Below are 26,439 nucleotides of genomic sequence, written 5' to 3'. Positions count from 1 at the left end.
TCGAACTTGAATCGAATATGAACAGGACTTGAGTTGGACTTGATCGGGTTGCAATTTACAGGCTTCCTGGCCGGATAAAGCAAGGCTACAGGAACAGCGGACTTTATTTGCAAAAATATAGTAACCCTGCTTTGAATATGATTAAAAATACCAACTACTTGGTATTTTAACTTCCTTGTAATAGTGATAATTTCATATCATAACCTCAACCCCTTTAGCATAATATGAAAACATTGTTTTATGCCTTTGCCGGCATTTCCTTAGTAATAGCTGTTATCAGCGCTTTTAACCTCACATATCAGCTCTACAGCCGGGCGGGGGTGAACTATGCAGATATCAAAGGTTTTGAAGATATTAATCCGAATGATGATTATAATCGGGTACTGGCAAAATTCAGTCAAAAGATCGAGAAGAATAACACAGATGGCGAGAAAGACCAGAACTATTATTTCTTATGTAGTTTTCTTGTCACCATTTTGACTGCTGGCGCAACATTGGTTTCTGCTATTCAGGCGGCTAAAAAAGAGAACACTACTAACCCACAACGATTTGCTATTATACTGGCTGTTCTGGTTTTTTGTTCTACAATTGTGAATTTTACAAGTAATCACTTTAATCAACTCAAGACCGAAGCTTTTAAGAATGTAGGTGATTTAAAAACAAGGCGAACGCAATTCTTTGCTGCCTACAATAAAGCAGATGCTAATGGTAAACCTGGCGTAATTAAAGAGTATGAGACAGAACTGGATAGTTAGCCTGATAGCGATATGGATGATTATTGCATGCAATGGCAATGTTGCAAAGATCGATGGAAAGGAAGTGGAGAACGCTGTACTTACTGCTAATGATCTCTCAAAAGATTATTCCTTTGAAAGTATGCTCGATTCGGTCATTGAAGATGTTAATTGTGCAGTCTTTCCAATTGTAAATAAGAAGATTGTATTTCAGGATAAGTATGCCAGTATGGATACTTCCCAGATCCTGGTCATTCCGTTTTCGCCGAATGGGAAGAACTTTAAATCGTCCGCTTATTCAAATATAAAATCACGTTATATTCTTATCAACCCTGGCTATATTAAGGAGTTTGCGATGAAGAATACCCTTAATGATGCTACTTCTGTTAAACCTCTGCTGGAACTAATGATCCTGCATGAAATCGGACATTTCATTTTGCAAAGAACAGGGGCGTTTGATGCTATTAATGACGGCGATAGTACCCAGTTAGGAGAACAGCAGAGCAACCTTGAACCGGAGTTTATTACCAGTGAGAAGAAGGTTGAGTTGGAAGCGGATTCGCTGGCGATTGTGATGGTCCGTAAACAAAAGGTGAATAAATACGATTGCCTCAATGTAGAATTTAATATAGAGTTGTTGGTGCCTGCGATGCAGTTCCAAATGTCGGGGAAGAGAATGATTGACAATTTTGGCGCCAGCGATATTGGCTTTCTGCATGATCCCAATAGTTCGCACCCTAATATGGAATTGAGGATCACCTTTATGAACTATTTCCTATACCCTACTGCTACGTTAAAGGGACTTATAGATGATTACATTTACAACCGGACCGTAAGGCCCGTACATAATCAGTTACTGGATCCCCGTATTTATCAGGGACTGGAAAAACATCTTCCGGATGATAGCATCTGATAGGAGGTGGATCGTTCTTTAAATTTTTTTAATAAATGTTTTGAAATATACGTTATTGTGCGTAGGTTTACCATGTGAGTTAAATCTAGCAACGACCGATATTTTCATTAAGAGACACCCGAGCCCGAGCATTGTTGCCCAGTAAGCCAAAAATAGATATAGCATAACTAAGGATTTGATGTTGTAACGCACAACAGACTGATCTTTCACGTAGCATATAACAGTAAAACCTATACTCATGAAGAGAGTTATCCCTATGGGCAGAATCAGTCCACAATTGTACCATTCAGCATATACAAGGTTACATATGTATATCGGCTAACAGGCAGAGTAGCCCGCCGCATAATCATATACCTGTGCATCCTCTTCTCCGGAGGAACAGGACCCTTATTTCCTATACTAAAATATATTCTCAATGATACTGAAGACCGCTGCAAAAGGTAAGAAAGCATTTGCTATCACCATGCTTATTTTACTTTATTGTGAAGCAGTATTGCCCGCATACGCATTTGCCGCGCCGCGGATAACCTGGCATTACAGCCATGTTAATGTTACAACAGGCAGTACACGAAAACCGCTGTCTGCACCCGTCGTTGCGGCAGATGTAACGTTAAAGGAGCTGCCAACGGAAAAAGAGTTCGGGGGGCCGGGACAACCGGAAAGTCAGTCCTTCCACTCCGTAAACAGCGATAACATGGTAGACCTGTTCTCCGGCGATTTCTCTTATAACATCCCCCTGATGGACGTAGGCGGCTATCCGCTGGCATTGGGTTACAGCAGCGGTATTTCGATGGACCAGGAAGCAAGCTGGGTAGGACTCGGATGGAACATCAACCCGGGATCTATCACACGTAATATGCGCGGCCTACCGGATGATTTTAACGGAACAGATACCGTGCAGAAGGCTTCCAACATGAAGGAGAACAAAACGATTGGTGTTACTTCCGGCGCTGATGTGGAAGTAACCGGGCTGAGTAAGTTTGTTGGCTTCGGCATAGGAGGCAGCATGGGTGTGTTGTATAACAATTACAAAGGCTGGGGAATCGAAACCAGCGTGAACGCCAATATCAACGCAGGCTCACGCAGTATGGACAGGGCGACCAGTGGCTTGTCTATTACCAACAGCTCGCAGGATGGCGTGACACTGGGCACTTCTTTCAGTTATAAGTTTGCTGATCAGAAGGCATCACAGGAAGGGGGAATGAGTGGCAGCGTATCTACAGGACTTTCCTATAATGCCCGTGAAGGCATGAAAGCGCTGACCTTCTCCGCAGGTGTGCGTCAATATACTGCAGATGATAAGAAAAGCAAAGAGGAACCTTCGCATAGCAGCACCGCATCTACCTATATCTCCTTTGCACAGCCGGCATTCATGCCTTCCATAAATCTTGCCTACACCAATACATCCTACAGTTATACCGCCAAGATAGGCTATGAGACGAAGGTGGTACACCCTAGCTTTTATATAAGCGGGTATGTATCATTGCAGGATATTGCTGATGATGATAAACGCCTGTCATTGCCCGCATATGGATACCTGAACTATCAGAAGGCAAATGGAAATGAAGGTGCCTTGCTGGACTATAATCGTGACAAAGAGATCGCCTACAGAGAAAAGCCTGCGGTGCCTAATATCGGCGTGCCTTCCTACACCTATGATGTATTTTCCATCTCCGGAGAAGGCAGTGGCGGTATGTTCCGCGCTTACCGCGGAGACATCGGGTATGTGTATGATCATGCAATGAGATCGAGGGATAAATCAGACAGGCTTAGTACAGATATTGGTATCGGAGACCTCGTGCATGGTGGTGTTGACCTAAGCCTTACCCGCGCTTATACACAGGTAGGACCCTGGGTGGAACAAAATCCACTGGCGACTACCGTGGCATTCAAAAAGTCTGATAAGACATTTGAAAGTGCTTATTTCAGGAACCCCGGAGAAAAGAGCGGTAATACCAAGGCATTCTATGATGCTATTGGCGGCGATGATGTGGTGGCGGTAGACCTCTATCAGCCAAGCAATAGCAGTCCCACTATTGAAGCAACAAACAGACTGAATGCTTACCGTAATAAAAAGCTGGTAGCTAAAAAGACGCTGACACCGGATAACGTATACAAAGGTACACGTGATAAACGCAGCCAGGTTATTTCTTACCTGACGGCTAGTGAAGCGAGTGTCGGCGGACTGTCAAAATATATTGAGAACTATACACCAAACTTGTTCAGCCTGAGTAGTTGTAGTGTTGATTTCCCGGATAATGTGAACGGACAGGGTGTCGGATTGAAAGCAGAATATTTCAAAGGAAAGAAGTTCGAAGAGCCGTTATTTGAGCGTATAGATCCCCAGGTGAACTTCAATAACAAAGGAGAGTTCGCCGCTATCGCACCTCCAGGCGTCAGCCTTGATAATAACTTCTCTATACGCTGGACTGGCAGGCTAAAGGCAGATGTTACCGGACGTTATTGCATCACCACCCGCAGTGACGATGGTGTGAGAGTATACCTGAATGATACATTACTGATAGACCGCTGGAACGATCATCCGGAGCGACTGGACACGGCCTGGGTAAACCTGGTGGGAGGGGAACTATATAATCTCAGAGCCGAATATTATCAGGCTGGAGGTCGCGCGGTTATGAGAATGTTATGGAAGCCACTGGCTACCACAGAAGTACCTATTCCCACTTCTAATCTCTACCTGATGCCGGATAAGGATACTTTTGTTGTGGGTAACAGCCTGCTGTCAAGAGAGAAACGCGTAAACCAGTTCCGCAAGCCTGATCATATCTCGGAGATCAGTGTGCTGAATACCGATGGACGCCGCTATGTATACGGTATCCCGGTATACAATCTGAAACAGAAAGACGTCGCGTTCTCTGTAGCGGCTTCCGGTGGTAACAGGAATGAAGGCATGGTAAAGTACGCTATCGGATCTGATAATACACTGAGCAACAACAAGGGCAATGACAATTACTTCAATAGTGAGGAGCTGCCTGCCTTTGCACATAGTTTCCTGCTGACCGGCATCGTCTCTCCTGACTATGCAGATGTTACCGGCGATGGTATTTCTGATGATGACCTGGGAACGGCTGTTAAATTCAATTACACAAAGATTGCCGGTATAAAGAATCCTTACCAATGGAGAACACCCGCCAATGACAGTGCAGCCTATAATGAAGGACTGAGAACTGATAACAGGGATGATAAAGGCAGTTATGTAACAGGTGAGAAGGAGCTCTGGTACCTGCATTCTATTGAGTCAAAAACAATGATCGCCACCTTCAAAACAAGTGAGCGTGATGACTTGCCTGCTATCAACGAAGACGGTGTAAAGCAGTCAGGACGTGTAGCCCGCAAGTTGGATGAGATCAACCTATATGCTAAAGCAGATTTCCAGAAGTATAATACAGGGGCTAAGCCTATCAAGACTGTTCACTTTGAATATACCTATGAGTTATGTCCTGGTGTGAACAGACCTTTGAACAACACCGGCAAGCTGACCCTGAAACGTGTATGGTTTAGCTACAATGGTAACGATAAAGGCAAAAGAAATCCTTATGTCTTTAGCTACAACAAGAACAACCCGGTATATAATGCCAAGTCGTATGACCGTTGGGGCAATTATAAGCCTGCTACACAGAACCCGGGTTATACATCGTCCAACCAGATCAATAATGCCGAGTATCCTTATGCATTGCAGGACAGCTCACTGGCAGCTGCCAATGCGGCTGCATGGACGCTGGATTCTATCATATTGCCCGGTGGCGGCCGTATGAAGATTGATTATGAGAGCGATGACTATGCTTATGTACAGAACAAGCGTGCGGCGCAGATGTTTAAAGTAGCCGGCTTCTCCGCTACAGCACCGGGTAGCTCAGGTGACCTGAACCGCGCGTTATATGGATTGATAGACTACAGGTATGTTGCCGTGAATGTTCCCAAAGCGGTAAGCAGCAGGCAGGACCTCTATTCACGATATCTCGAAGGACTGAACGGCAGACTTTACTTCAGACTATATGTACAGGTGCCGGGAGATAAGTTTGGTGGCGGCGGTGAATATGTACCTTGTTATGCCATCATCGATGATAATGAATATGGTTATTTCAATAATGGCAATACGATCTGGATCAAAGTAAAAGCCATTACTGCAGGAGGTGACACCGGTGAGAAAACCAGCATATTCAGTCCGATGGCACAGGCAGCCATTCAATATCTCCGTCTGAACCTTCCTTCCAAAGCCTATCCGGGTTCAGATACAGGAGACGATTTCCAATTCTCCGATGCCATCAAGATCCTGCTTTCACAGGCAGATAATATCAATAATACTTTCCTGACGTATAATGTAGCTGCCAGAACCAAAATGTGGATGCGTGAAATAGATACCTCGCGAACGACGGTAAGACTGGACAATCCATTCTATAAGAAATATGGTGGCGGTCTCCGTGTAAAGCGGATCAAAATATATGATAACTGGAATGCCATGACCAAACAGCAGGAGTCTGTATATGGTACCGAATATCAGTATACGACTACAAAAGAAGTGAACAGGACTCCTGTAGAGATCAGCAGTGGCGTGGCCAGTTATGAGCCGATGATAGGAAATGAAGAGAACCCTTGGCGTCAGCCGTTGGAATACAAACAACAGGTAGCTGCATTAGCGCCTGTAAATATGGGCTACACTGAGGAGCCTTTATGTGAATCTTTCTTCCCTGCACCATCTGTAGGATATAGAAATGTAAGGGTACGTTCCATCAATTCAAAGAATGTACGCTCTGCCAGTGGTTTTGAAGAAACCCGCTTCTATACTACTTACGATTTCCCGGTACTGACAGATATGACATTGGTGGCAGATGGCAAGAAACGCTTTAAACCAGCACTGGGTAACTTCCTGCGTATCAATGCAAAACATTTTGTGGCCATCAGTCAGGGCTTTAAAGTGGAGCTGAATGATATGAACGGTAAGATACGCTCGCAGGCATCTTATGCAGAAACAGATGCTGACAATCCTATTTCCTATACAGAGAATTTCTACAGAACAGAGGTGCCTAAGGCTGAGTTCAAACATCTGGTCAGTACTGTTACGACTATTGATCCGGATGGTGTAGTGGATACAGCTGCTACAGTAGGAGAAGATGTGGAGCTGATGCTGGACATGCGTCACCAGAAGAGTGTGACCAATGCCAACAACTTTAACGTGAACGGCGACTTTTTCTCATTCAGTCTCCCGCCTGTATTCCTTATCCCGACTTTGTGGAACCTGGCACAGAGAGAAGAAGTATTGTTTAAATCTGTTGCAGCCACTAAGGTGATCAGCCGGCATGGCTTGCTGGATAGTGTAGTGGTGGTTGATAAGGGCAGCAGGGTAGTGATCCGCAACATCGCATATGATAACGAGACAGGCGATGTGGTGCTGACCAGTACCCAGAACCTGTTTGGAGATCCGGTGTATCACTTTACCTGGCCTTCGGGATGGACATACGATGGTATGGGTAGCGCCTATAAGAATGTGAATGTGCTGCTGGATAACATATTTATCGCCGGAGGCAAAATAACGAAAGGCATTACAGCCGGTACGGAAGCTAACTATTTCAGTAGCGGAGATGTGATACTGGTAGGGTCGAGGGTAAAGACGGGCGGAGCCGATTGTACGCCGCAGATCGCGACGTTCCGCACCAGTAGTGTGCTGTATGCGGTGGATGCCAACGCGGTGAGTGGAGGTACACCTGATATTTATTTCGTGAACCCTGATGGCGCGCCATTCTCAGGGAATGATGTGATGATGAAGATCGTACGTTCGGGAAGAAAGAATATGAACCTGGCTGTTGGAGAGGCGTCTATGCTCAATAACCCGTTGGTGAAACAAGGCGATAAATATCAGCTGGTGATAGATGCTAATTCAAGAGTGATAAAGGCAAATGCCGTGGAATATAAACAGGATTGGAAAGTGGCTGATAAAAAGAAACAGAAGGCGGTTTGCGCTAATTAACTGACTACGTAAAATCAAATGATATGTTTATAAAGAGAATACTTGCGCTGTTGATGATCCTTGTATCGGGTTATGGTGTTGCTGCCGCGCAGGAAAGCCAGGCCACCGTAACAGGGGAGTGGGAGCTTGTGAAAATTGAGACCAGGTTGTTAGCTCAGCAAGATAATCAGGTACTTGAAGAGAAGACATTGACGAAGCAGGAAGAATTTAAGACGGTGACCGGGTTCGTTCCGGTAAAGGTAGAAGTGAATGGAGAAACCTGTAAGATCACCAATGCGGCAGGATTTACTGAGACCGGCAAATACAGGATCGGTGGGAAGGGAGTATTGTTATATCAGAAATCAGAACGGCATTTGCCACAGCAGGAGATACCCGGACAGCCAGCTTTTGAGGCGCCGTACCTGCCTTACAAGTATAAGATGCAGAGCAGTGGTATACTGGTACTGGAACTGCCGCGTTCCTCCTTCATGGACACTGGTAGGAATCTTCCGGTGGTACAGGAGTGTACGGGTTATTATAAAAAGAAACAGTAGTTCGTTAACCGCTTTATCGCTATACCAATGATATACAAGATACACAGGTGTAAGTATATATTCTTTTTACCGGCATTGCTGTTATTGCTGGCCGCTGGCGCCAGTGCACAGACATGCCCGGCCTGGGGGATCAGCGCTGTCGCAGAGCGTTCCCTTTGTGCTGCGAGCGGTAAGATCACATTGTCTTTTACCGGCACGGGCGCAGGTAATGTAACTGATATGTTATTCAGCCTGGACCCGCTCACACCGGGTGGTTACAGTGTTTCGCCCAATACTTCCTCCGTATTTGAAAATATTCCGGCCGGTAGTTACCGGGCATTAGCTAAAGGGATCTGTAACAATGCAGTGGTGTCGGCTACTGTTGATGTGGTCGTGCCGGGCAATTATGTTCCTTTCAGGGCCGCTATCAGCCAGCAACGTGTTGCATTGCGCGGTTGTAGCACAGGACAGGCTTTTGTATCATTTTCGAATGGGCTGCTCCCATATCAGGTGACTATTACGAATAAACCAGCTGCATATACCGGACGTGTTGCTTTTACTGCCAGTAGCGGTTTTGTCATTGATAGCATGCCTCCCGGGAACTATAACGTCTCTATAACAGATGCCTGTGGCGCAGCGGCGTCTGTTCAGACGCTGACTATCGACGAGTTACCCTTAATGACAACGAGCGACGTTGCTACACAGCAATTAGGTGTGATAGGGAATACCTGCAATAAAATGTTGGTCAGATCTCCCGTTGCGAATACAAACAGCCTGTTTATGAGCTATATCCGCTCTAATACACCGCTTACCTACGCCTTCCAGTATGATGGTATGCCCAAATCGGCTTATGGACAGTTCGGTCGCACTGATACAATTACACTGCCGGCGGGACAGTCCTATAAAGATATCTATAACAAGAAAATTACTTACTATATAAAAACACCTTGCGGTGATGAGTTGGTTTATCCTGTTAATATAAACCTTCCCTACCTGTATAACTTCTACAAACTCAACTGCAATGTCAATTTTGACGAAGGATATTATGTAGATACCACCTATCCTATTTGCTATCCGGTGTATGTTTCATTTAAGAATAATACGACTAATGAATATCGTTACGATACTATAAAGAGCCGCACGGGGCCACAGACAATGAAAAACATTCCTTTTGGCAATTATCGCCTGAAAGGAGTGACATCAGACAGTACGACGATATTTGACGGTAACGTGGTCGTGAATGGCGCTGTGGCAAATCCGTATTCCGTTATTATAAGCGATAACGGAGGATATGTGGGAAATGATGGTGCTGTTTTATTCATGATCTATAAGTCTACCGGCTATCTCACGCGGGGCACTACCATAACAATGTTGAGTCCTTCTAATTATACATATACAGGAACGGTTGACAGCTCATATATAAATAATACCTGGGTTGTGTACAGCCCGACTACAGGCCCTACCCGCTACCTTTATCCGGGCAGTTATCTCTTTAGAGTAACAGATAGTTGCGGTACTTACGATCTGCCGGTGACGGCGACAGACTATGATGTATACAGGTATAACTTTACCTATACACAAGAACAAACCTGTACCGGACTAAAAATAAAACCTACAGGTACGAGTATGTACCATGGTACCAGTATGCCTGTTTATTTCAGGATACTCAGGGGGCCGCAGGGGGGGATAGGGTTTGACAATTCCATTGTCACACTTGGAGACTCCCTGTTGTTACCAACGGAAGGGTTATACAGGTTGGGGATGTCGTCGTATCCGAGTATTATAACAGACTATGCTTCGACAGGGAATGGCAGGAATGCCGTAGACATCAACTTCGCTTATAAACCTTTGATCGTAGACGTCAATAATTCGCTGGGATGGGTATGTCCCGGTGCTCCTGATAATTCCGGTAGTATAGTAGCTATTGCTGCAGGTGGCAGTAAGGCCGCGACGGGTGTGTTTACCTACCGGCTGGCGGCTGAAGGAAAGGGGGCCACCGGGCCTTACTGGGCCAGTAACACCACTGGTAAATTCAGCACGGCTACTTCGGGCGGAGCGTATACACTGATAAAGAACCAGAACTACGATGTACGTGTGGAAGATGAATGTGGCGCTGCTGCTGTACAACGATTGAAGATCATAGATTTCGAGACGGCGGAACTGGCTATTTCCGATAAGCTGTCCTATTGTATCGGCGATCAGATCGCCTTTAAGATCATCAACCTGCCTACAACATCCATCACCTATGCATGGTCCGGCCCAGATCATTTCAGCAGTACCTTACAGAACCCGGTATTATCTCCCGTTACAGCAAACAGTGGGGGTAATTACCATGTGATCATCTATTCAGATATATGTATGAACCCTATTCATGCAGACGTCAACATCACATTGGCACCTTACAACCTGAGCTGTTATAGTGCGGTAACCGATACAAGCGTGAATCCATATACATATGGTCTGCTGGGTAACTGGAAAGTGCAACGTAGTTATGCTTACTATGCTGCACGAACAGAAAGCAGTACATCTACAGCTACCAATGTCAGAACAGACGGCACCATTAAAGACTTCGTTGCCTTCTGGAAAAAAGGTAGTACTGCCGGTTGGCAGCCACAGTATGATACCACCCGTTGGGTATGGAACACTACCACCACCTTATATAACAAAAAAGGATTTGAGCTGGAGAATACAGATCCATTGGGCCGCTTTAACGCTGCCATCTATGGATTTGACGATGCATTAACTACAGCTGTAGTACAGAACAGCCAGTATCGCGAAGCGGCTTATGAAGGATTTGAGGATTATTACTTTGGTGGCGCTACCTGTGATACGGCTTGTAGCGGCGGAAGAAGCTTTGACTTCTCTTCCTACAAAGGTGATCTGGATTCTACACAACAACATACAGGAAAATACAGTCTGCGTGTAGCTGCAGGTAAGAGTGCGGGTATCAGTGCAGCTATGTTACCGGATAGTGCAGGTGTGTTTAATCTCTCGTTTAATAAGAATGCCAACAATTGTGTGAGTGGAGGACAGGTCCTCGGTAGTATCCGTACGAATAAGGATGCTATACTTCCTGTGTACTCGCCGTTTGCGGGTAAGGAGATAATGGTCAGTGTATGGGTGAAAGAAGAAGCGGATTGTAAGGGATTGTCCTATACAAACAACAGAGTGGTGATTTCGGTGACGCGGAGTACAACACCTTATACAATAGTCGCAACGCCCAAGGGAGCTATTATCGACGGATGGCAACGATATGAGCAGCTGGTAAAAGTACCTGTGGGTGGTACTGAACTGAGCGTCAGCTTGCGGGCAACGGGCAAATCAACTGTTTACTTTGATGACCTGCGTATACATCCTTACAATGCGACTATGCGCTCTTTTGTGTACAATCCTGCTGATCTGCGCCTGATGGCGGAGCTGGACGAGAACAATTATGCCATCTTCTATGAGTATGACGATGATGGCACCTTGATCAGGTTGAAGCGGGAAACGGAAAGTGGTATCAAGACAGTGAAAGAGACCAGAAGCGCATTGTTAAAAGATTAATTATTCCTGGCACCCCCTATTAAATAAGATATTATGCATTCTTTGCGAAAAAAGAGCGTTTTATGGCTGACGGTGTTGCTGCTGATGATGGCGGCTGGTAACAGCTTTGCGCAAACCGGTACAGTCAGAACACTGAGAAATATACTGGATGGCAGCAAAGGCCAGCTGGCGAGAGATTCCGTCGCTACTGTTCAGGACAGCCTGTATTTTAATCCGGCACTGCTCAGTAAACTGGATACGCCCTACCAGGTAAAAAATATCCTCACCTTCAAGGTGAATGAATATAGCAATGTTTACCTGCCCGCACAGTTCTCGGTAATCCTTAACACCTGGGTGATCTATACCAAGCCTGACCGGACGATAGACTCTGTCAATAAGATTTTTACTATTAACTATGACGCAGCAGGAAGCTACACCAACCGGAGTAGTTTCGTATTTGGTAATGCCCATAAGGTGACTGTCAAAGTTGCCACTGTTGCGATCACGGGGGCACCTATCAGGATATTAAATGCACTGGTTATGGAGAATGAGATGCAGGTTTTTCCTGTATACAAATTGTCCTGTACCGATGATGCCGTGAAGAGTATCAGTGCTGTCAGCGCACCTAATACTGATTCTACGGATGAATTGACTGTCAGCTGGCCTATCACTGCGGGCGCCGATATGTATGACCTGGAGTGGGCATATGTGGATTCTTCAGCTTATACCAGTAATAAATATGGCAATCCTGTTAAGCCGGTATTGCTGTTCAGTAACAATGCCACCCGTGTGACCATTGCTGATAATACTTATCGTATTCCCTTGTTGTATGATAATGGAGGACTCCTGTTTTTCAGGGTTAGGGCGGTACAGCAGAAAAGCAATATCAGCAGGATAGAGACTGCCTGGAGCTCTGATTATAGCGGCGGACTCGGAACATATAGCTTCACTGGTCACCAGCGAAAGCTGAACTGGCAGATGACGGTGAATTATGCAGAGGAAGGAAAGCGCAAGGTAGTAGTGGAATATTATGATGGAAGTTTGCGGAGCAGGCAGGTGGTGACAAAAGATAATACCACGAATAAAACAACTGTCGGAGAGACCTTTTATGATTATCAAGGCAGGCCTGCTATACAGGTGATGCCTGCACCTTCCATCAATTCAGTCATTAAATATGCGCCCAACTTTAACAGTGCATTGAATGGCGCGGAATATGATAAATCCAATTATGACAAGCTGAACGCACCATCTGAATATCTTACGGCGAGAGCCAGCCAGATGTCGTCTGCTACCGGTGCTAACCAGTATTATTCTGGGAACAATCCGGACAAGAACAATGGTATAAACCAGTACATCCCAGATGCGGGAGGCTTTGCCTTTACAGAGACTGTATATACACAGGATAACACCGGGAGGATCAGTCGCCAGAGTGGATTAGGACCTGTGTTCAGGATAGGTAGTAATCATGAAACGAGATACTATTATGGTACGCCTGGTGACAATGACCTGGATGTACTGTTTGGTACGGAGGCAGGCGATAAGAGCCACTACTTCAAGAACATGGTGCAGGATGCTAATGGACAGTATGCCATTACCTACCTGGATATGTATGGCCGTACCGTGGCTACTGCCTTAGCGGGTACACCCGATAGCGCCAGCCTGGATAATCTTTCTTCGAACACCAGTTTCCCGGTAACGGATACCTTGTCGAGGATGAACAGTAATGTGATCAAAGACGTGGTGATGGAGAATACCCAGAGTCAGCTGGTGGCTGTGGATGGCGATTACCAGTTTAAGTATTCACTGGCGCCGCCGGTATTACAGAAGAAAGATTGTAATAATAATACCGTTTGTTATACTGCCCTGTATGATCTGGAGATAAAGATCACCGATGATGCATATAACCTGCGGCTGGGCGGGAAACCTTTTGATACGATCATCCGTAACTATACAGGAACGATTGTGGCGGACTGTAATACACCGCCATCTTTGCAGGTAGCGTTCACATTACGTTTGCCGAGAGGTAACTACCAGATCACGAAACGTTTGACTGTTAACAGGGAGGCGATGGCCTACTACAGGGATAGCATCTTCATGAAGAAGAACCTCTGTACGACACTGGAGCAGTTTATACAGCAACAGCGTGATTTCCTGGTGAATACACAATGCATTCCAAGTTGTGCTGCGTGTCAGGATAGTATTGGCACCTGGGATAATTTCCGTACCCGGTACATGACAACAGCCGGTATTGCCATTGCAGATAGTGCCACTTACAGAGGAGAAGCGCAGGCGGCATATGCCGAGGCGGTAACTGCCTGTGAAGCCTTATGTGATAAGGCAACGGAATCCACCGACGTGAAATCAGCGCTGTTGCTGGATGTATCAGCGCCTTCCGGTCAGTACGCAGATGCGGAAGATACGCTGAATATCTATTCCATTTTTTATCAGCCGGATGAGAATACACTGCCGCCTTATAAGCGCGATACAGTTACTTATCTGGACGAAGCAGGCAGGCCCGATCTGGCATATGATGAGTTGAGTAATACCTATGTGATACCTCAGCGATTAAGGCCGGAACAGTTTGCGAACCAGTTCAAAGCTTCCTGGGCGCCGGCATTGCTAAAGTTCCATCCGGAGTATTGTAAATGGCTGGAATTCCAGAAACACCAGGCAAGTTATACCTGGGACAGAGACTTTGAAAAGATAGATACTTATGCTGAAGCGAAAGCGAAAGGATACCTGAATCCGATAGGTATGAGCAGTGTGTCCTATCCGATTGTAACGGCAAACAGAGATCCGTTGTCGCTGGAAAGCACAGAGATGTATAATGCGCTACAGGCGAAGCTGACTAATTTTAACGGTGGTTCGGGCAGTTCGATATTAACAATGTGGAGCACGGCTACTGCTACCGTAAAATGTGATGGCAACAACGCAGGCTGTGTCACCGCTTATGCACCAGCTACCGCGCCTTTCAATGAGAGCGCATTATGTACAGGCGATCTGGATATGGCCTGGCGTAACTTCAGACAGTTGTACCTGTCTGCAAAAAGGGCTATTCTCGACAATAAGATAAAGAGTGCCACTTGTCCTGCCGGAGTGACTAACCCTACATCAGCGCAGTTGCTCGCTGCGGGAAAACAGCTCAACTTTAATAATGCAACTGATGCCCTCGGGCAGAATGGGTTAGGATATCTGAACAATACCAGTGCATCAGGGCCAGCCTCAGATTCTGCGAATAACGCCGTGAAACGGCATTACGAAGATAATTGTAATGCCTATGCGAAGGCTTGGGTAAAGCAACTGGCGCCATGCAAATACACGCAGGCGATGCTGAATATACTCATCCCGAGATTAGTAGAAGTATGTAAGGAGGGATCGGATGTTTCCCATCCGATGGGATCAAGTTCTGTAAGACCTGGTAGTACCTATACTTATAAGACCTTCCAGCAGGTACTGGAAGAGTTTAATGCGCAACAGGGTATTTCCAACAGTGTTGATTGTAATGGTTACGTCATCACTGCACCTGCTCCTTACGACAAACAGATCGCCTATGGCAACAAGCCGGTGTATTCCAAACCGGACACCTGTGAATGTCGTAAGCTGAACAATCTCCGTGCAGAGTATCTTAAGTATAATACCGATACAGATGGCGGCTTTGCCGGTTATCTGGCCCGTACCAGGGGGATCAATATGACGGACGCTGATCTCACGCAGTTACTCAATGCATGTAATACTACCAGCAGCTGTACTTACTTTACAAAGATCATCAGTCTGCCACCTGCATTGCAATGTTATACTGGTGAGACATGTGTGACTTGTAGTACGGTGAACAATGCGTATACAAGATTCAAGGCTAAGTTCCCTGGCATCACACCAACTATAGAAGAAGGAGATACAACGCAGCAAAAGAAGAATACGCTGTTTGCCAATTACATGAATAATGAATTGGGCTTTAATAAACAGGCATGGGAGTATCTGAAGTTCATGAATGACTGTCCGGCAGATCCGCCGCCGACGGCTACCTGTACAAAGATCACTAATATCAGGAACAACTTCCTGAACCTGTATCCTGCTACATTGGGCGATTCTATTACTGTGAGTAAGACAGCGCCCACCCTTAGGGTCACGCACCTGCTGAGTACCAGGACCACCGCATACGCTTCATCACTGACCCTCGGGGCGGCGGTATGGACGAATGGTGACTGGTTTACATTCAGGGATAATCTTGTGTTCAATTTTGCGAAAGTGGCGAGAGGGGCCAATATCACATATGCTGATATGAACCTGTTTGCAAAGCCGGCTTCCGCTGGTGGAGAGCTGGTTTGTGGTTCGTTGTCGCATTACTCCGCTAGTCCGGGTACCATTAGTTTGTTATTTTCCCGTTCGCTGGGACCTGTAGTGGCCAATGTGACAACATGGGCAGGACAACCAGGAACGGTAGCGACTAATACGCTTACTATACCTCCGATCACGTCTACACAGAGTAGTGCCAACTATTTAAACCAAGCTTGTACAAACCTCGTGCGGGATATGTATGCGGCTTCCCGTAGTGGTACTGACTATGGATTGATAATGCGATTGAGTTCGGAGCCGGCGCAGCAATATAATGCGTTTGTGTTCTGGTCAAATTCCAGCACCAATGCCAACGCTAAACCTCCCTATCTGAACGTGACCTACAAGGCGCACAGGTGTAATGAGTTCGAGATCTACTTCAATGATAACTACGGGCAAGGCACTAACTACACGATGGCCCAGATAGATAGCTTCTATCAGGCGAATTGTGGGGCTATTTCAGGTATCTGTGGTAGTGCGCCGCCTGTAACACCGCCAGGGGCATATGATGGACCTTTGTTATGTGGAAAATCAACGCCTGTATTCCCGTCGACCGATGTAAATACAGTGAGTAACTGTTCTGACACTGCTTTCTTCTCTATCAGTAAAGGAACGGAGTTATATAATGCTTACCGTGATTCTTTGCTGGGTAGCTTTGGTCAGGATTATATCAACACCGGACTGCTGGCGGCGAATAGGGAAGTGTTTACAGTGAGTTACAATACGAGTGAGTATCACTATACATTGTTCTACTACGATCAGGCGGGTAACCTGGTGAAGACAGTGCCGCCGGCGGGAGTGGTGATCGACAGATCTGCCGCCTGGGTGAACAGTGTGAAAGCTGCACGTGCGGCTGGGCAGGTGAAGGTGCCTGCGCATAAAAAGATTACGCAGTACAGGTACAATACCCTGAACGAAGTGGTTGAACAGCAGACGCCGGATGGAGGCATCACCAGGTTCTGGTATGACAGGCTAGGAAGAATGGTGATATCACAAAATGCGCAGCAGCGGTCTACACGGAACTACAGCTATACAATGTATGATGTGCTCGGGCGATTGACCGAAGTGGGACAAACATCGAGTAGCAATACCATGACGGATGCTACCAGCCGTAACGCGCAAGCCCTGGCAAGATGGTTGTCTGGTGCCAGGACGGCATGTACGCAAATCACACGTACTACCTATGATGCCGCTTATACACCGTTAGCGCAACTGGTATTGTCGGCCCGCAATGTTCTTAACAGGGTGGCATGGACGGCAGTATATGAGAAGGCTGCTGACATAAGTACGGCTAATTATGCTGCTGCTACGTTCTATAGTTATGATATACATGGTAATGTCGATACGCTGGTGCAGGACTATAAGAAAGGTGGCATGGCAGACGCGGGGAACAGGTTTAAGAAAATCGTTTATAAATATGATCTGATCAGTGGCAATGTAAAGCAGGTGGCTTATCAGCCTTCACAGGCGGATGCGTTCTATCATAGGTATACGTATGATGCGGAGAACAGGTTGATAAATGTGGAAACCAGTAGGGATAGTGTGTATTGGGAGAATGATGCGTATTATCAGTATTACAGACATGGCGGGCTTGCCAGGGTGGTATTAGGACAGCAGCTGGTGCAGGGAATGGATTATGCTTACACATTGCAAGGTTGGCTGAAAGGCGTGAATACAACTTCGATTGGCGGCAGTACAGATATGGGTAAAGATGGTGTAGCGGGTAATACTGTGGCTATGGATGCCATAGGCTATAGCTTGTATTACTATGGTGTGAGGGATTACAACCAGATCGGCAGTCTGGCGCCTTTTGCGTTGATTGAAGGCACTGGGTATAAGCCTTTGTATAATGGAAATATTGTGGCAATCAGCCGTCATATTCCGGCTTTGGGAGAATCCCTGTTATCTACCTATAGTTACGATGTATTGAACCGCCTTAAAGGAATGCAGGCAACCCGTGGATTAAATACAACGACTAATAAATGGACGCCTGTAGCTATTCAGGATTTCAAAGAGGGTGTTACATATGATGAAGACGGAAATATCTTAACTTACGTTCGTAATGGTAACAATACGTTTGCCAGCAAACCACTGGCAATGGATAATCTTACCTATAACTATAAGGCAGGTAAGAATCAGTTGGATTTTATAGGAGATACTGTAAGTGCGGCTAATTATGATGTAGATATTGATGGTCAGGCAGCAGGTAACTACGCTTACGATAGCACGGGCAATCTTATTAAGGATGTTGCTGCCGGAATTAGCGGCATAACCTGGACTGTATATGGTAAGATCGCGACCATCACTAAAACGGATGGCACGACTATTAATTATACATATGATGTGGCGTCTAATCGCATCAGTAAGACCGTGAATGGCATACAGACATGGTATGTACGTGATGCTTCCGGCAATGTAATGAGCACATATACCAAGGGAAATAGCGCTGTGAATAGTGGTGATCTCACACAAACGGAGACACATTTGTATGGCAGTAAGCGCCTGGGGATCGGTATACCGAATACTGACGTGCAGAACGTGTCACCATTGGACGTAGTTACTTTGCGAGGGTTGGGTAATGGGATAGGTATAGGTTTTGTACGTGGCAGGAAGTTCTTTGAACTGTCCGATTACCTGGGTAATGTGCTGGCAACGATATCAGATAAGAAGACGGGGATTTCTACAGATAGCACCAGTATCAGCTATTTTATGGCCGATGTACTGTCTACGCATGAGTACTATCCTTTTGGAATGGGGATGCCGGGACGGAGTAGTAGTAATGACAAATATCGGTACGGATTTAATGGAAAGGAGAATGATAATGAGATCAAAGGAGAGGGGAATAGTCTAGACTTCGGAGCGAGGATATATGATCCGCGAATTGGCAGGTTCCTTAGTTTGGATCCAAGGAGTAGGGAATATCCTGACTGGTCACCATATGTGTACGCGTATGACAATCCAATAAGGCTTATTGATGATAATGGAGAAGGTCCTGGGGATCCCCTGCACCACGAGTTCCTGATAACTGTAGCACTGGATATTTACGATGCTGCAAAAGCCAAAGGAGCGTCAGGACAGGGCGCATTGTTAGTAATGGCACAAGCGAGTATTGAATCTCTATATGGTAAGGATGCTATTGACAGAGGGGATTATAATCTTTTTGGAGTGATGACACTCGGAAGTGATTATAAAGTTAAAAATAAGCACGGGAAGATTAAGGATTATTCCAATAACGGGAAGTGGAAAGGTTCTATTGATGATTATTTTGAACGTAAGGCAAGGAAATGGCCGGCATCAGACGAATTAATAAAACAACCAGCATTTACATCAGATGAGATAGATAAAGCGTTTTACACGGGCAAATACTTTGAATTCGAGAAGGACAGAAATAAGACAGGTCATGGCTCGTATAACGCAGATGATACTGAGGAGGAAACAAAAACGAATAATAACAATTATGGTTCGCGATTGATAAAACAAATGGGTGACTTCAGGAAACGTTTTGTGGGAAGTCTGGATTACCAAATAAACAGTAATAATGTTAGAATAGCGCAGATTGATGAAATGCTTAAAGCGCATATCTGGAATATGGAAACAATTGACAAACTGAATGCTGAAAAAGCAGAATTGGCCAAACAGAATGAAAGGTATGAAGCGGTGAAAAAAGATGTAAATCAATAATTAGTATGAAGATGATATTTTTGTATATAGTATTGACATTTGCTTCCTTAAGTTGCAAAAGTGGGACGAAGCCAGCTAGTGCAGTCATTGAAGGAAAGCAGGAACAGGCAGAAACTTTGCAAACTGTCAGCCCTGATCAACTTGAAGCAAAGGACTCCAGCTTTTATTTAAAAGCATCGAAGGGAAAAGATGGAGAAATTTGTCTGAAGTACCGCCTGAGTCACACGAATGATTATAAAGAGTTTTGTTTTAAATATTTTGATTATTCGGACGTAGTGTTTCCGGATACATCAGTAGGGATCATTAGTGGAGCTTCATTTAGGCAATCCAGCTATTATCTTGTACACGATAGTATTTTGATCTTACCGTTAATTGGAATGAATAATTTTCTATCAGTGTATGTCCTGAATCTCCAATCTCAGCAAGTGCTTGGTAGTGATATCAGAACGTCTTTTGGTTTAGTCTGGATCGATGAGAAAAGTTCAACATTTTTAACTACAGACACTCCTGACTACACTAATGATACTACCTATTTGTACAAACTCAACAAGTATAAGATAACAGGAGGAGAGATGTCACTGGTAATGACAGATACTGTGCACATGAAGGTAGACCTAAAGGATGATATAAAGATTAATTATAGAATAGCAAGACGACTGCTTCATTAAGCGATTGTCTTTCAAGTTATATTTTCAAATTGTTACTAATATCCGGTGTGGATGGGTTCTGCCATGCATACCGGATAATTTTCTTGTGAATATTTTGAAATCTACATTATTGTCCGTACGTTTACAGCCTAAACGAGTTTGCAACAAAACGAACAAAGAGGACAATTAAGAGACACCCGTACCGAGTAATGTTGCCCAACTACCATTCACACAGAGAGAGCGTAACCACTATCTGTTGTCCTGACAGACAACAGTATTCTCCTGCGTAGCCCGTAAACAAAAAAACAATCATAAAAGTGCTATCAATGGATTCAGTTATCCCTATCCGACAACGCCTGCCAGATAAGTATGTCTGCGACGGTATTTACAGCCGGACTCATTTTATCATAACAAAAGAATAAGCCCCTAGGGCATTATCAAACCTATACGAGATTCCTCTTCTCCGGAGGAACAGGAACGCTATTTCCTATACTAAAATATACATTAAATGATACTGGAGATTGTTGCCAGACATAAGAGAGCGTTTGCCATCATGATGCTTACGCTCCTTTATTGTGATGCAGTATTGCCCGCCTATGCGTTTGCTCCGCGGCGGGTAGATCATCAAAGTTACACAGGGCGGAAGTATGCCCCGAAGCTTGTGAAGGAGATCGCCGCCGTGGCGAATACTCCTACATTAGTCCCGGCAGTGCCCTCGTTGAAAAAGAAAGAAGCCGCCGCTTTGGGCGGTCCCGGGCAACCGGAAAGCCAGGCTTTCCACTCCGTGAACAGCGATAACATGGTCGACCTGTTTACAGGAGATTTTTCCTATAACATTCCCCTCCTGGATGTGGGTGGTTATCCGCTGGCTATCGGTTATAACAGCGGTATATCTATGGACCAGGAAGCCAGTTGGGTAGGGTTGGGCTGGAATATTAATCCGGGGGCTATTACCCGGAATATGCGTGGCTTACCGGACGATTTTAACGGCAGGGATACCATTCAGAAAATAGCGTCCGTGAAAGATAACCGGACAGTAGGTGTAACGGTAGGCGCTGATGTAGAGATCACCGGATTAAGTGATTATGCAAAGTTTGGTGCCGGCGCCAGCCTGGGTATTGTACATAATTCCTACAAGGGCATCGGCCTGGAAGCGGGTATCAATACCAGTATTAATGCCGGCTCCAATAGTATGGGATGGTTTACCACCGGCTTGTCCATGACCAACAGTTCACAGGAAGGACTGACCATCGGCAGATCGCTGGGGTACAAGTTCGCCGATGAACAGGCAAAAGCAAAAGGAGGCCTGAGTGGTAGTGTCTCTATGGGATGGGGCTATAATTCAAGAGAAGGACTGAAGGCACTGACCTTTTCAGCTGGCCTGCGACAATATACGATGGATGATAAAAACAGGGCAGCTGTACAGAGCGCCAATATATCCTCCTATATCTCTTTTGCACATCCGTCTTTCACCCCGGCTATAAGTATGCCGTTTACCAATACCATCTATAACTATACAGCGAAGGTGGGTTGGGAAGCACAGGTAGTACACCCGAGTGTTTTTGTGAGCGGCTATGTATCTAAACAGCGTATTGCACCTGAAGACAGACGCACTGCTCTCCCGGCATACGGATACCTCAATTATCAGTCTGCTAATGGCAATGAAGGCGCTTTGCTGGATTATAACCGGGAAAAGGAAATCGCCTATCGTGAGAAGCCTACGGTGCCGAATATCGCGATACCTTCTTATACCTACGACGTATTCTCTATTACCGGAGAAGGTACAGGAGGCATGTTCCGCGCTTATCGTGGTGATATCGGGTTTGTATATGATCATGCTGTGAAGACCAGGGATAATTCTTCCCGTGGTAGTGTAGATGTTGGGCTGGGGAGTCTTGCACATGCTGGTGTGGACCTGGGTATTACCAGGGCGTATTCACAGAGTGGTCCGTGGACGGAACAGAATCCGCTGGCAAGTACCCTTGTCTTCAGAAAGGCGGATAAGCTGTTTGAAAGTGCTTACTTCAGGAATCCCGGTGAGAAGACCATCAATACCAGGTCCTTTTATAATGCTGTTGGCGGTGAGGATGTGGTATCTGTAGATCTCTATCAGGCGGGTAACAGCAGCTCTGTGATACAAACCACTAACAGGCTGAATATCTATAAGAACAAGCGTTTCACTGGTAGTAAGCAGTTATCATCGGATAATGTCTATAAAACTGAAAGGGATAAACGAGGACAGGTTATCTCTTATCTGACCGCTGCTGAAGCCAGTACTGCCGGTTTGTCTAAATACATCGAGAACTATACACGCGATGTATATAGTATCGGTAACTGTGGTAACACTTTCCCTGACGATGCGAATGGTAGCGGTGTAGGATTGAAAGGCGAATATTTCAAAGGACGGAAGTTCGAAACAAAACTCTTCGAAAGGACTGATGGGACGATCAACTTCAATAATAAAGATGAGATCAATCAGAACCTGCCTGCCGGCGCGGCCAAACTGGATAATGATTTCTCTGTACGCTGGACAGGGAGAATAAAAGCACCATCCACAGGTCGTTACCGCTTCAGTACCAACAGTGATGATGGTGTAAGGGTGTACCTCAATGATACATTGATCATCGATCGCTGGAATGATCATCCTAATATGAAAGATACTGCCTGGGTCAACCTTGTGGCAGATGAGCTATATAATATCAAGACAGAGTATTACCAGGCGCGTGGTGGTGTGATCATGAAGCTGCAATGGCGGCCACTGGCTGCCGCGGAGGTCGTGGTACCGACGGAAAGTCTTTACCTGATGCCTGTGAAAGATACTTTCCTGGTAGGTACTAATCTATCAAAAGAAAAGCGTGTGAACGATTTCCGTAAGGCCGATCATATATCTGAGATCGACGTACTGAATACGGACGGACGCCGCTATGTATATGGCATTCCTGTGTACAACCTGAAACAGCGGGACCTTACATTCTCTGTGGCAGCGGGTACAGGAAGGCGTGCGGAAGGACTGGTGAAGTATACACCCGGTGTTGACAATACCGTCAACAATAATAAGGGGAATGATAATTATTTCAACAGTGAAGAGATGCCTGCCTATGCGCACACCTTTTTGCTGACAGGTATTTTATCTGCTGATTATACTGATCTGACAGGAGATGGTATTTCTGATGATGATCCGGGGAATGCGATTAAGTTCAACTATACCAAAGTAGCAGGTATTAAGAATCCTTACAAATGGCGGTCACCGGCGAATGATAGTGCCAGCTATAGTGAAGGGTTATTGACAGATAACAGAGATGACAAAGGCAGTTACGTGGCGGGAGAGAAAGAACTGTGGTACCTGCATTCCATTGAGTCGAAGAATATGATCGCTACATTTAAACTGAGCGACAGGGATGATGGCTTCGCTATTACAGAAGATGGGGCTAAGCAGTCAGCACGTGTGAGCAAGAAGCTCGAAGAGATCAATCTGTATAACAAAGCTGATTTCCAGAAGTACAATACAGCCGCCAGACCGATAAAGACGGTACATTTTGAATACAGCTATGAGCTGTGTCCGGGTGCAAATAGAGGTATTAACACCACTGGTAAACTGACACTGAAGCGTATCTGGTTCACTTACAATGGCAACGATAAAGGCAAGCGCAACCCTTATGTGTTTGCTTATAATAGTTTCAATCCGCCTTATAACAGTAAAGCATATGATCGTTGGGGAAACTACAAGGACAATCTGCAGAATCCGGGCGCTACTACTAATAATCCTATCTACAATGGAGAGTATCCTTACACACTGAGAGACAGTGCGCAGATGGCAAAGAATGTGGCTGCCTGGACGCTGGACTCCATTATCCTGCCGTCAGGAGCACATATGAAGATCGATTATGAAAGTGATGAATATGCTTATGTGCAGAACAAACGCGCAGCACAGATGTTCCATGTGGCCGGTTTCTCTGCCTCAAAACCATCAGCTACAAGTGATCTGAGTAATTCGTTGTATGGGCTTATTGACTATCTGTATGTGGCAGTGAACGTGCCCAAACCTGTGAGCAGTAATGAAGAGGTGTACAGGCGTTACCTGGAAGGGATGGAGAAGATCTACTTTAAGTTGTCGGTACAGGTGCCGTCGGATAAATTCGGTGGGGGAAATGAGTATGTACCGGTGTATGCAACGCTGGATGATAGTTATGGCTTTTTCAATAATGGTTCAACCATCTGGTTTAAAGTGAGGGCTATTGATGCCCATGGCGACGTAGGAGACCCGTTGAGCGTATTCAGTCCTATGGCACAGACAGCCTTGCAGTACCTGCGCCTGAACCTTCCTTCCAAGGCCTATCCCGGTTCTGATGTAGGCGATAACGTAGACCTGAGTGATGCCATCAAGATCTTGTTGTCGCAGGCTGACAATGTCGTGAATACCATGGTTACCTATAATGTTGCTGCCAGGGCGAAAGGCTGGATGAAAACGATCGATACATTGCGTTCACTGGTACGACTGAACAGTCCCATATACAGGAAATTCGGTGGCGGACTGCGTGTGAAGAGAGTCAGGATCTATGACAACTGGACCAAAATGACGCAACAGAAGGAATCTGTGTATGGTACGGAATATCAATATACCACCCAGCTTACCACAGCTGCAGGAACTGAAACCATCAGCAGTGGTGTGGCCAGTTATGAGCCGACACTGGGAGGAGATGAAAATCCATGGCGGCAGCCAATAGAATATACGCAGCAGGCAGCTGTACTGGCGCCTGTAGAACTGGGGTATACGGAATATCCGTTAGGTGAATCGTTCTTCCCGGCGCCTTCAGTAGGTTACCGCAAAGTGAGGGTGCGTTCTATTAACAATACAGGTGTGCGCTCTGCGAATGGTTACCAGGAATACTGCTTCTATACGAATTATGAATTCCCGGTCATTACAGATATGACCTTGCTGGCAGATGGTAAGAAGCGTTTCAAACCTGCGCTGGCTAATTTCCTACGTATTAATGCCCGTCATTTTGTGGCGGTAAGCCAGGGCTTTAAAATAGAGCTGAATGACATGCATGGTAAACCCAGGTCAACGGCGGTATATCCTGAGAATGATCCTGATAATCCGGTGTCTTCTACGGCATACTTTTACAGGGAAGACGATCCCAACGCGACTTTCAGGCACCTGAACAATACTGTCACTACAATAGCCCCTAATGGTACCGTCGATACTGCTGCAGTGATCGGAGAGGATATAGAGATCATGACAGACATGCGTGAACATAAGAGTGTGACCAATGCCAATAACTTCAACCTCAACTCAGAGCTGTTCACTTTCGGTTTTCCTCCGATCATGATCATACCTACATTATGGAACCTCGCACAACGTGAAGAGGTGAAATTCCGGTCTGTGGCCCTCACTAAAGTGATCAACCGTCATGGTATACTGGACAGTAGTGTGGTTATCGACAAGGGTAGCAAGGTGACGATCCGCAATCTTGCCTACAACAGTGAGATAGGAAGTGTAATACTAAGCAGCACCCAGAACCTTTTCGGCGATCCTGTATACCAGTTCGTATGGCCCTCAGGCTGGGCATATGAAGGTATGAGCGGTGCTTATAAAAACCTGAATGTGGTGCTGGATGATATTTATGTCAACAAAGGAAAGATCACCAGTGGGCTAGGTCAGGCTACACCAGCCACTTATTTCTACGGAGGAGATGAGATCCTGGTGGCCTCGAAAGTGAAGACCGGCGGCGCAGATTGCGCACCGGAGATAGCATCTTTCCCGTTGTTCAGTACACTATATGCAGTGGATGCCAATGCAAAGACAGGCGGTGCACCGGATATCTACCTGGTAGATGCCAGCGGTAAGCCATTCACCGGTAATGACGTGTCATTGAAAATTGTGCGCTCTGGCAGGCGGAATATGGATGTTCCTGTAGGGGAGGTCACGATGCTGAATAATCCGATAGTAAAGAATGGAACGACGGCGAAGCTGGTCATAGACGAGACTTCAAGGGTCATTAAAGCCAGCGTAACAGAATACAAACAGGACTGGCAGGTGACAGACCGTAAGAAACAGAAAGCGGTTTGCGCTAATTGATCATCTATTTAAAAAAGTAAGTCAGTAACA

Annotated in this window: 8 protein-coding genes; all 8 read left to right on the top strand. The window is 45.7% G+C overall.

From position 1 onward, the window contains the following. Positions 1-224: 224 nt before the first annotated feature. The 8 genes from CLV42_RS23260 to CLV42_RS23225 all read left to right on the top strand — a co-directional run bounded on the left by CLV42_RS23260 (position 225) and on the right by CLV42_RS23225 (position 26,409). Positions 225-755: a hypothetical protein gene (locus CLV42_RS23260; protein WP_106604326.1), complete on the top strand. Its 531-nt coding sequence runs from the start codon at positions 225-227 to the stop codon at positions 753-755. Beyond that, the gene (locus CLV42_RS23255) at positions 733-1,647 is read left to right on the top strand and encodes a hypothetical protein (protein ID WP_106604325.1); all 915 of its coding nucleotides are present in this window, start codon (positions 733-735) and stop codon (positions 1,645-1,647) included. The genes CLV42_RS23260 and CLV42_RS23255 overlap by 23 nt, the downstream gene beginning before the upstream one ends. A gap of 415 nt (positions 1,648-2,062) precedes the next feature. Further along, positions 2,063-7,633, top strand: a complete 5,571-nt coding sequence (locus tag CLV42_RS23250; protein ID WP_106604324.1) for a PA14 domain-containing protein — start codon at positions 2,063-2,065, stop codon at positions 7,631-7,633. A gap of 23 nt (positions 7,634-7,656) precedes the next feature. After that, complete coding sequence (locus CLV42_RS23245) at positions 7,657-8,166, top strand: hypothetical protein (protein WP_106604323.1); 510 nt, start codon at positions 7,657-7,659, stop codon at positions 8,164-8,166. 27 nt (positions 8,167-8,193) lie between these two features. Further along, positions 8,194-11,691 (top strand): hypothetical protein, encoded by a 3,498-nt coding sequence (locus tag CLV42_RS23240; protein ID WP_106604322.1) that lies wholly within the window; start codon positions 8,194-8,196, stop codon positions 11,689-11,691. Positions 11,692-11,724: 33 nt separating this feature from the next. Next, entirely contained in the window at positions 11,725-19,683 is a 7,959-nt protein-coding gene (locus CLV42_RS23235) for an RHS repeat domain-containing protein (RefSeq protein WP_106604321.1), read from the top strand. A 5-nt stretch (positions 19,684-19,688) separates the two neighbouring features. Then, entirely contained in the window at positions 19,689-20,351 is a 663-nt protein-coding gene (locus CLV42_RS23230; protein WP_106604320.1) for a hypothetical protein, read from the top strand. 487 nt (positions 20,352-20,838) lie between these two features. Further along, on the top strand, positions 20,839-26,409 hold the full coding sequence (locus CLV42_RS23225) for a PA14 domain-containing protein (RefSeq protein WP_106604319.1): 5,571 nt from the start codon (positions 20,839-20,841) through the stop codon (positions 26,407-26,409). Positions 26,410-26,439 lie beyond the last annotated feature (30 nt).

Source organism: Chitinophaga ginsengisoli (genome assembly GCF_003014595.1).
GTDB classification, from domain to species: domain Bacteria; phylum Bacteroidota; class Bacteroidia; order Chitinophagales; family Chitinophagaceae; genus Chitinophaga; species Chitinophaga ginsengisoli.
Note: the sequence above shows the minus strand (reverse complement) of the source record. Positions and strands in the feature narration are given on the sequence as shown.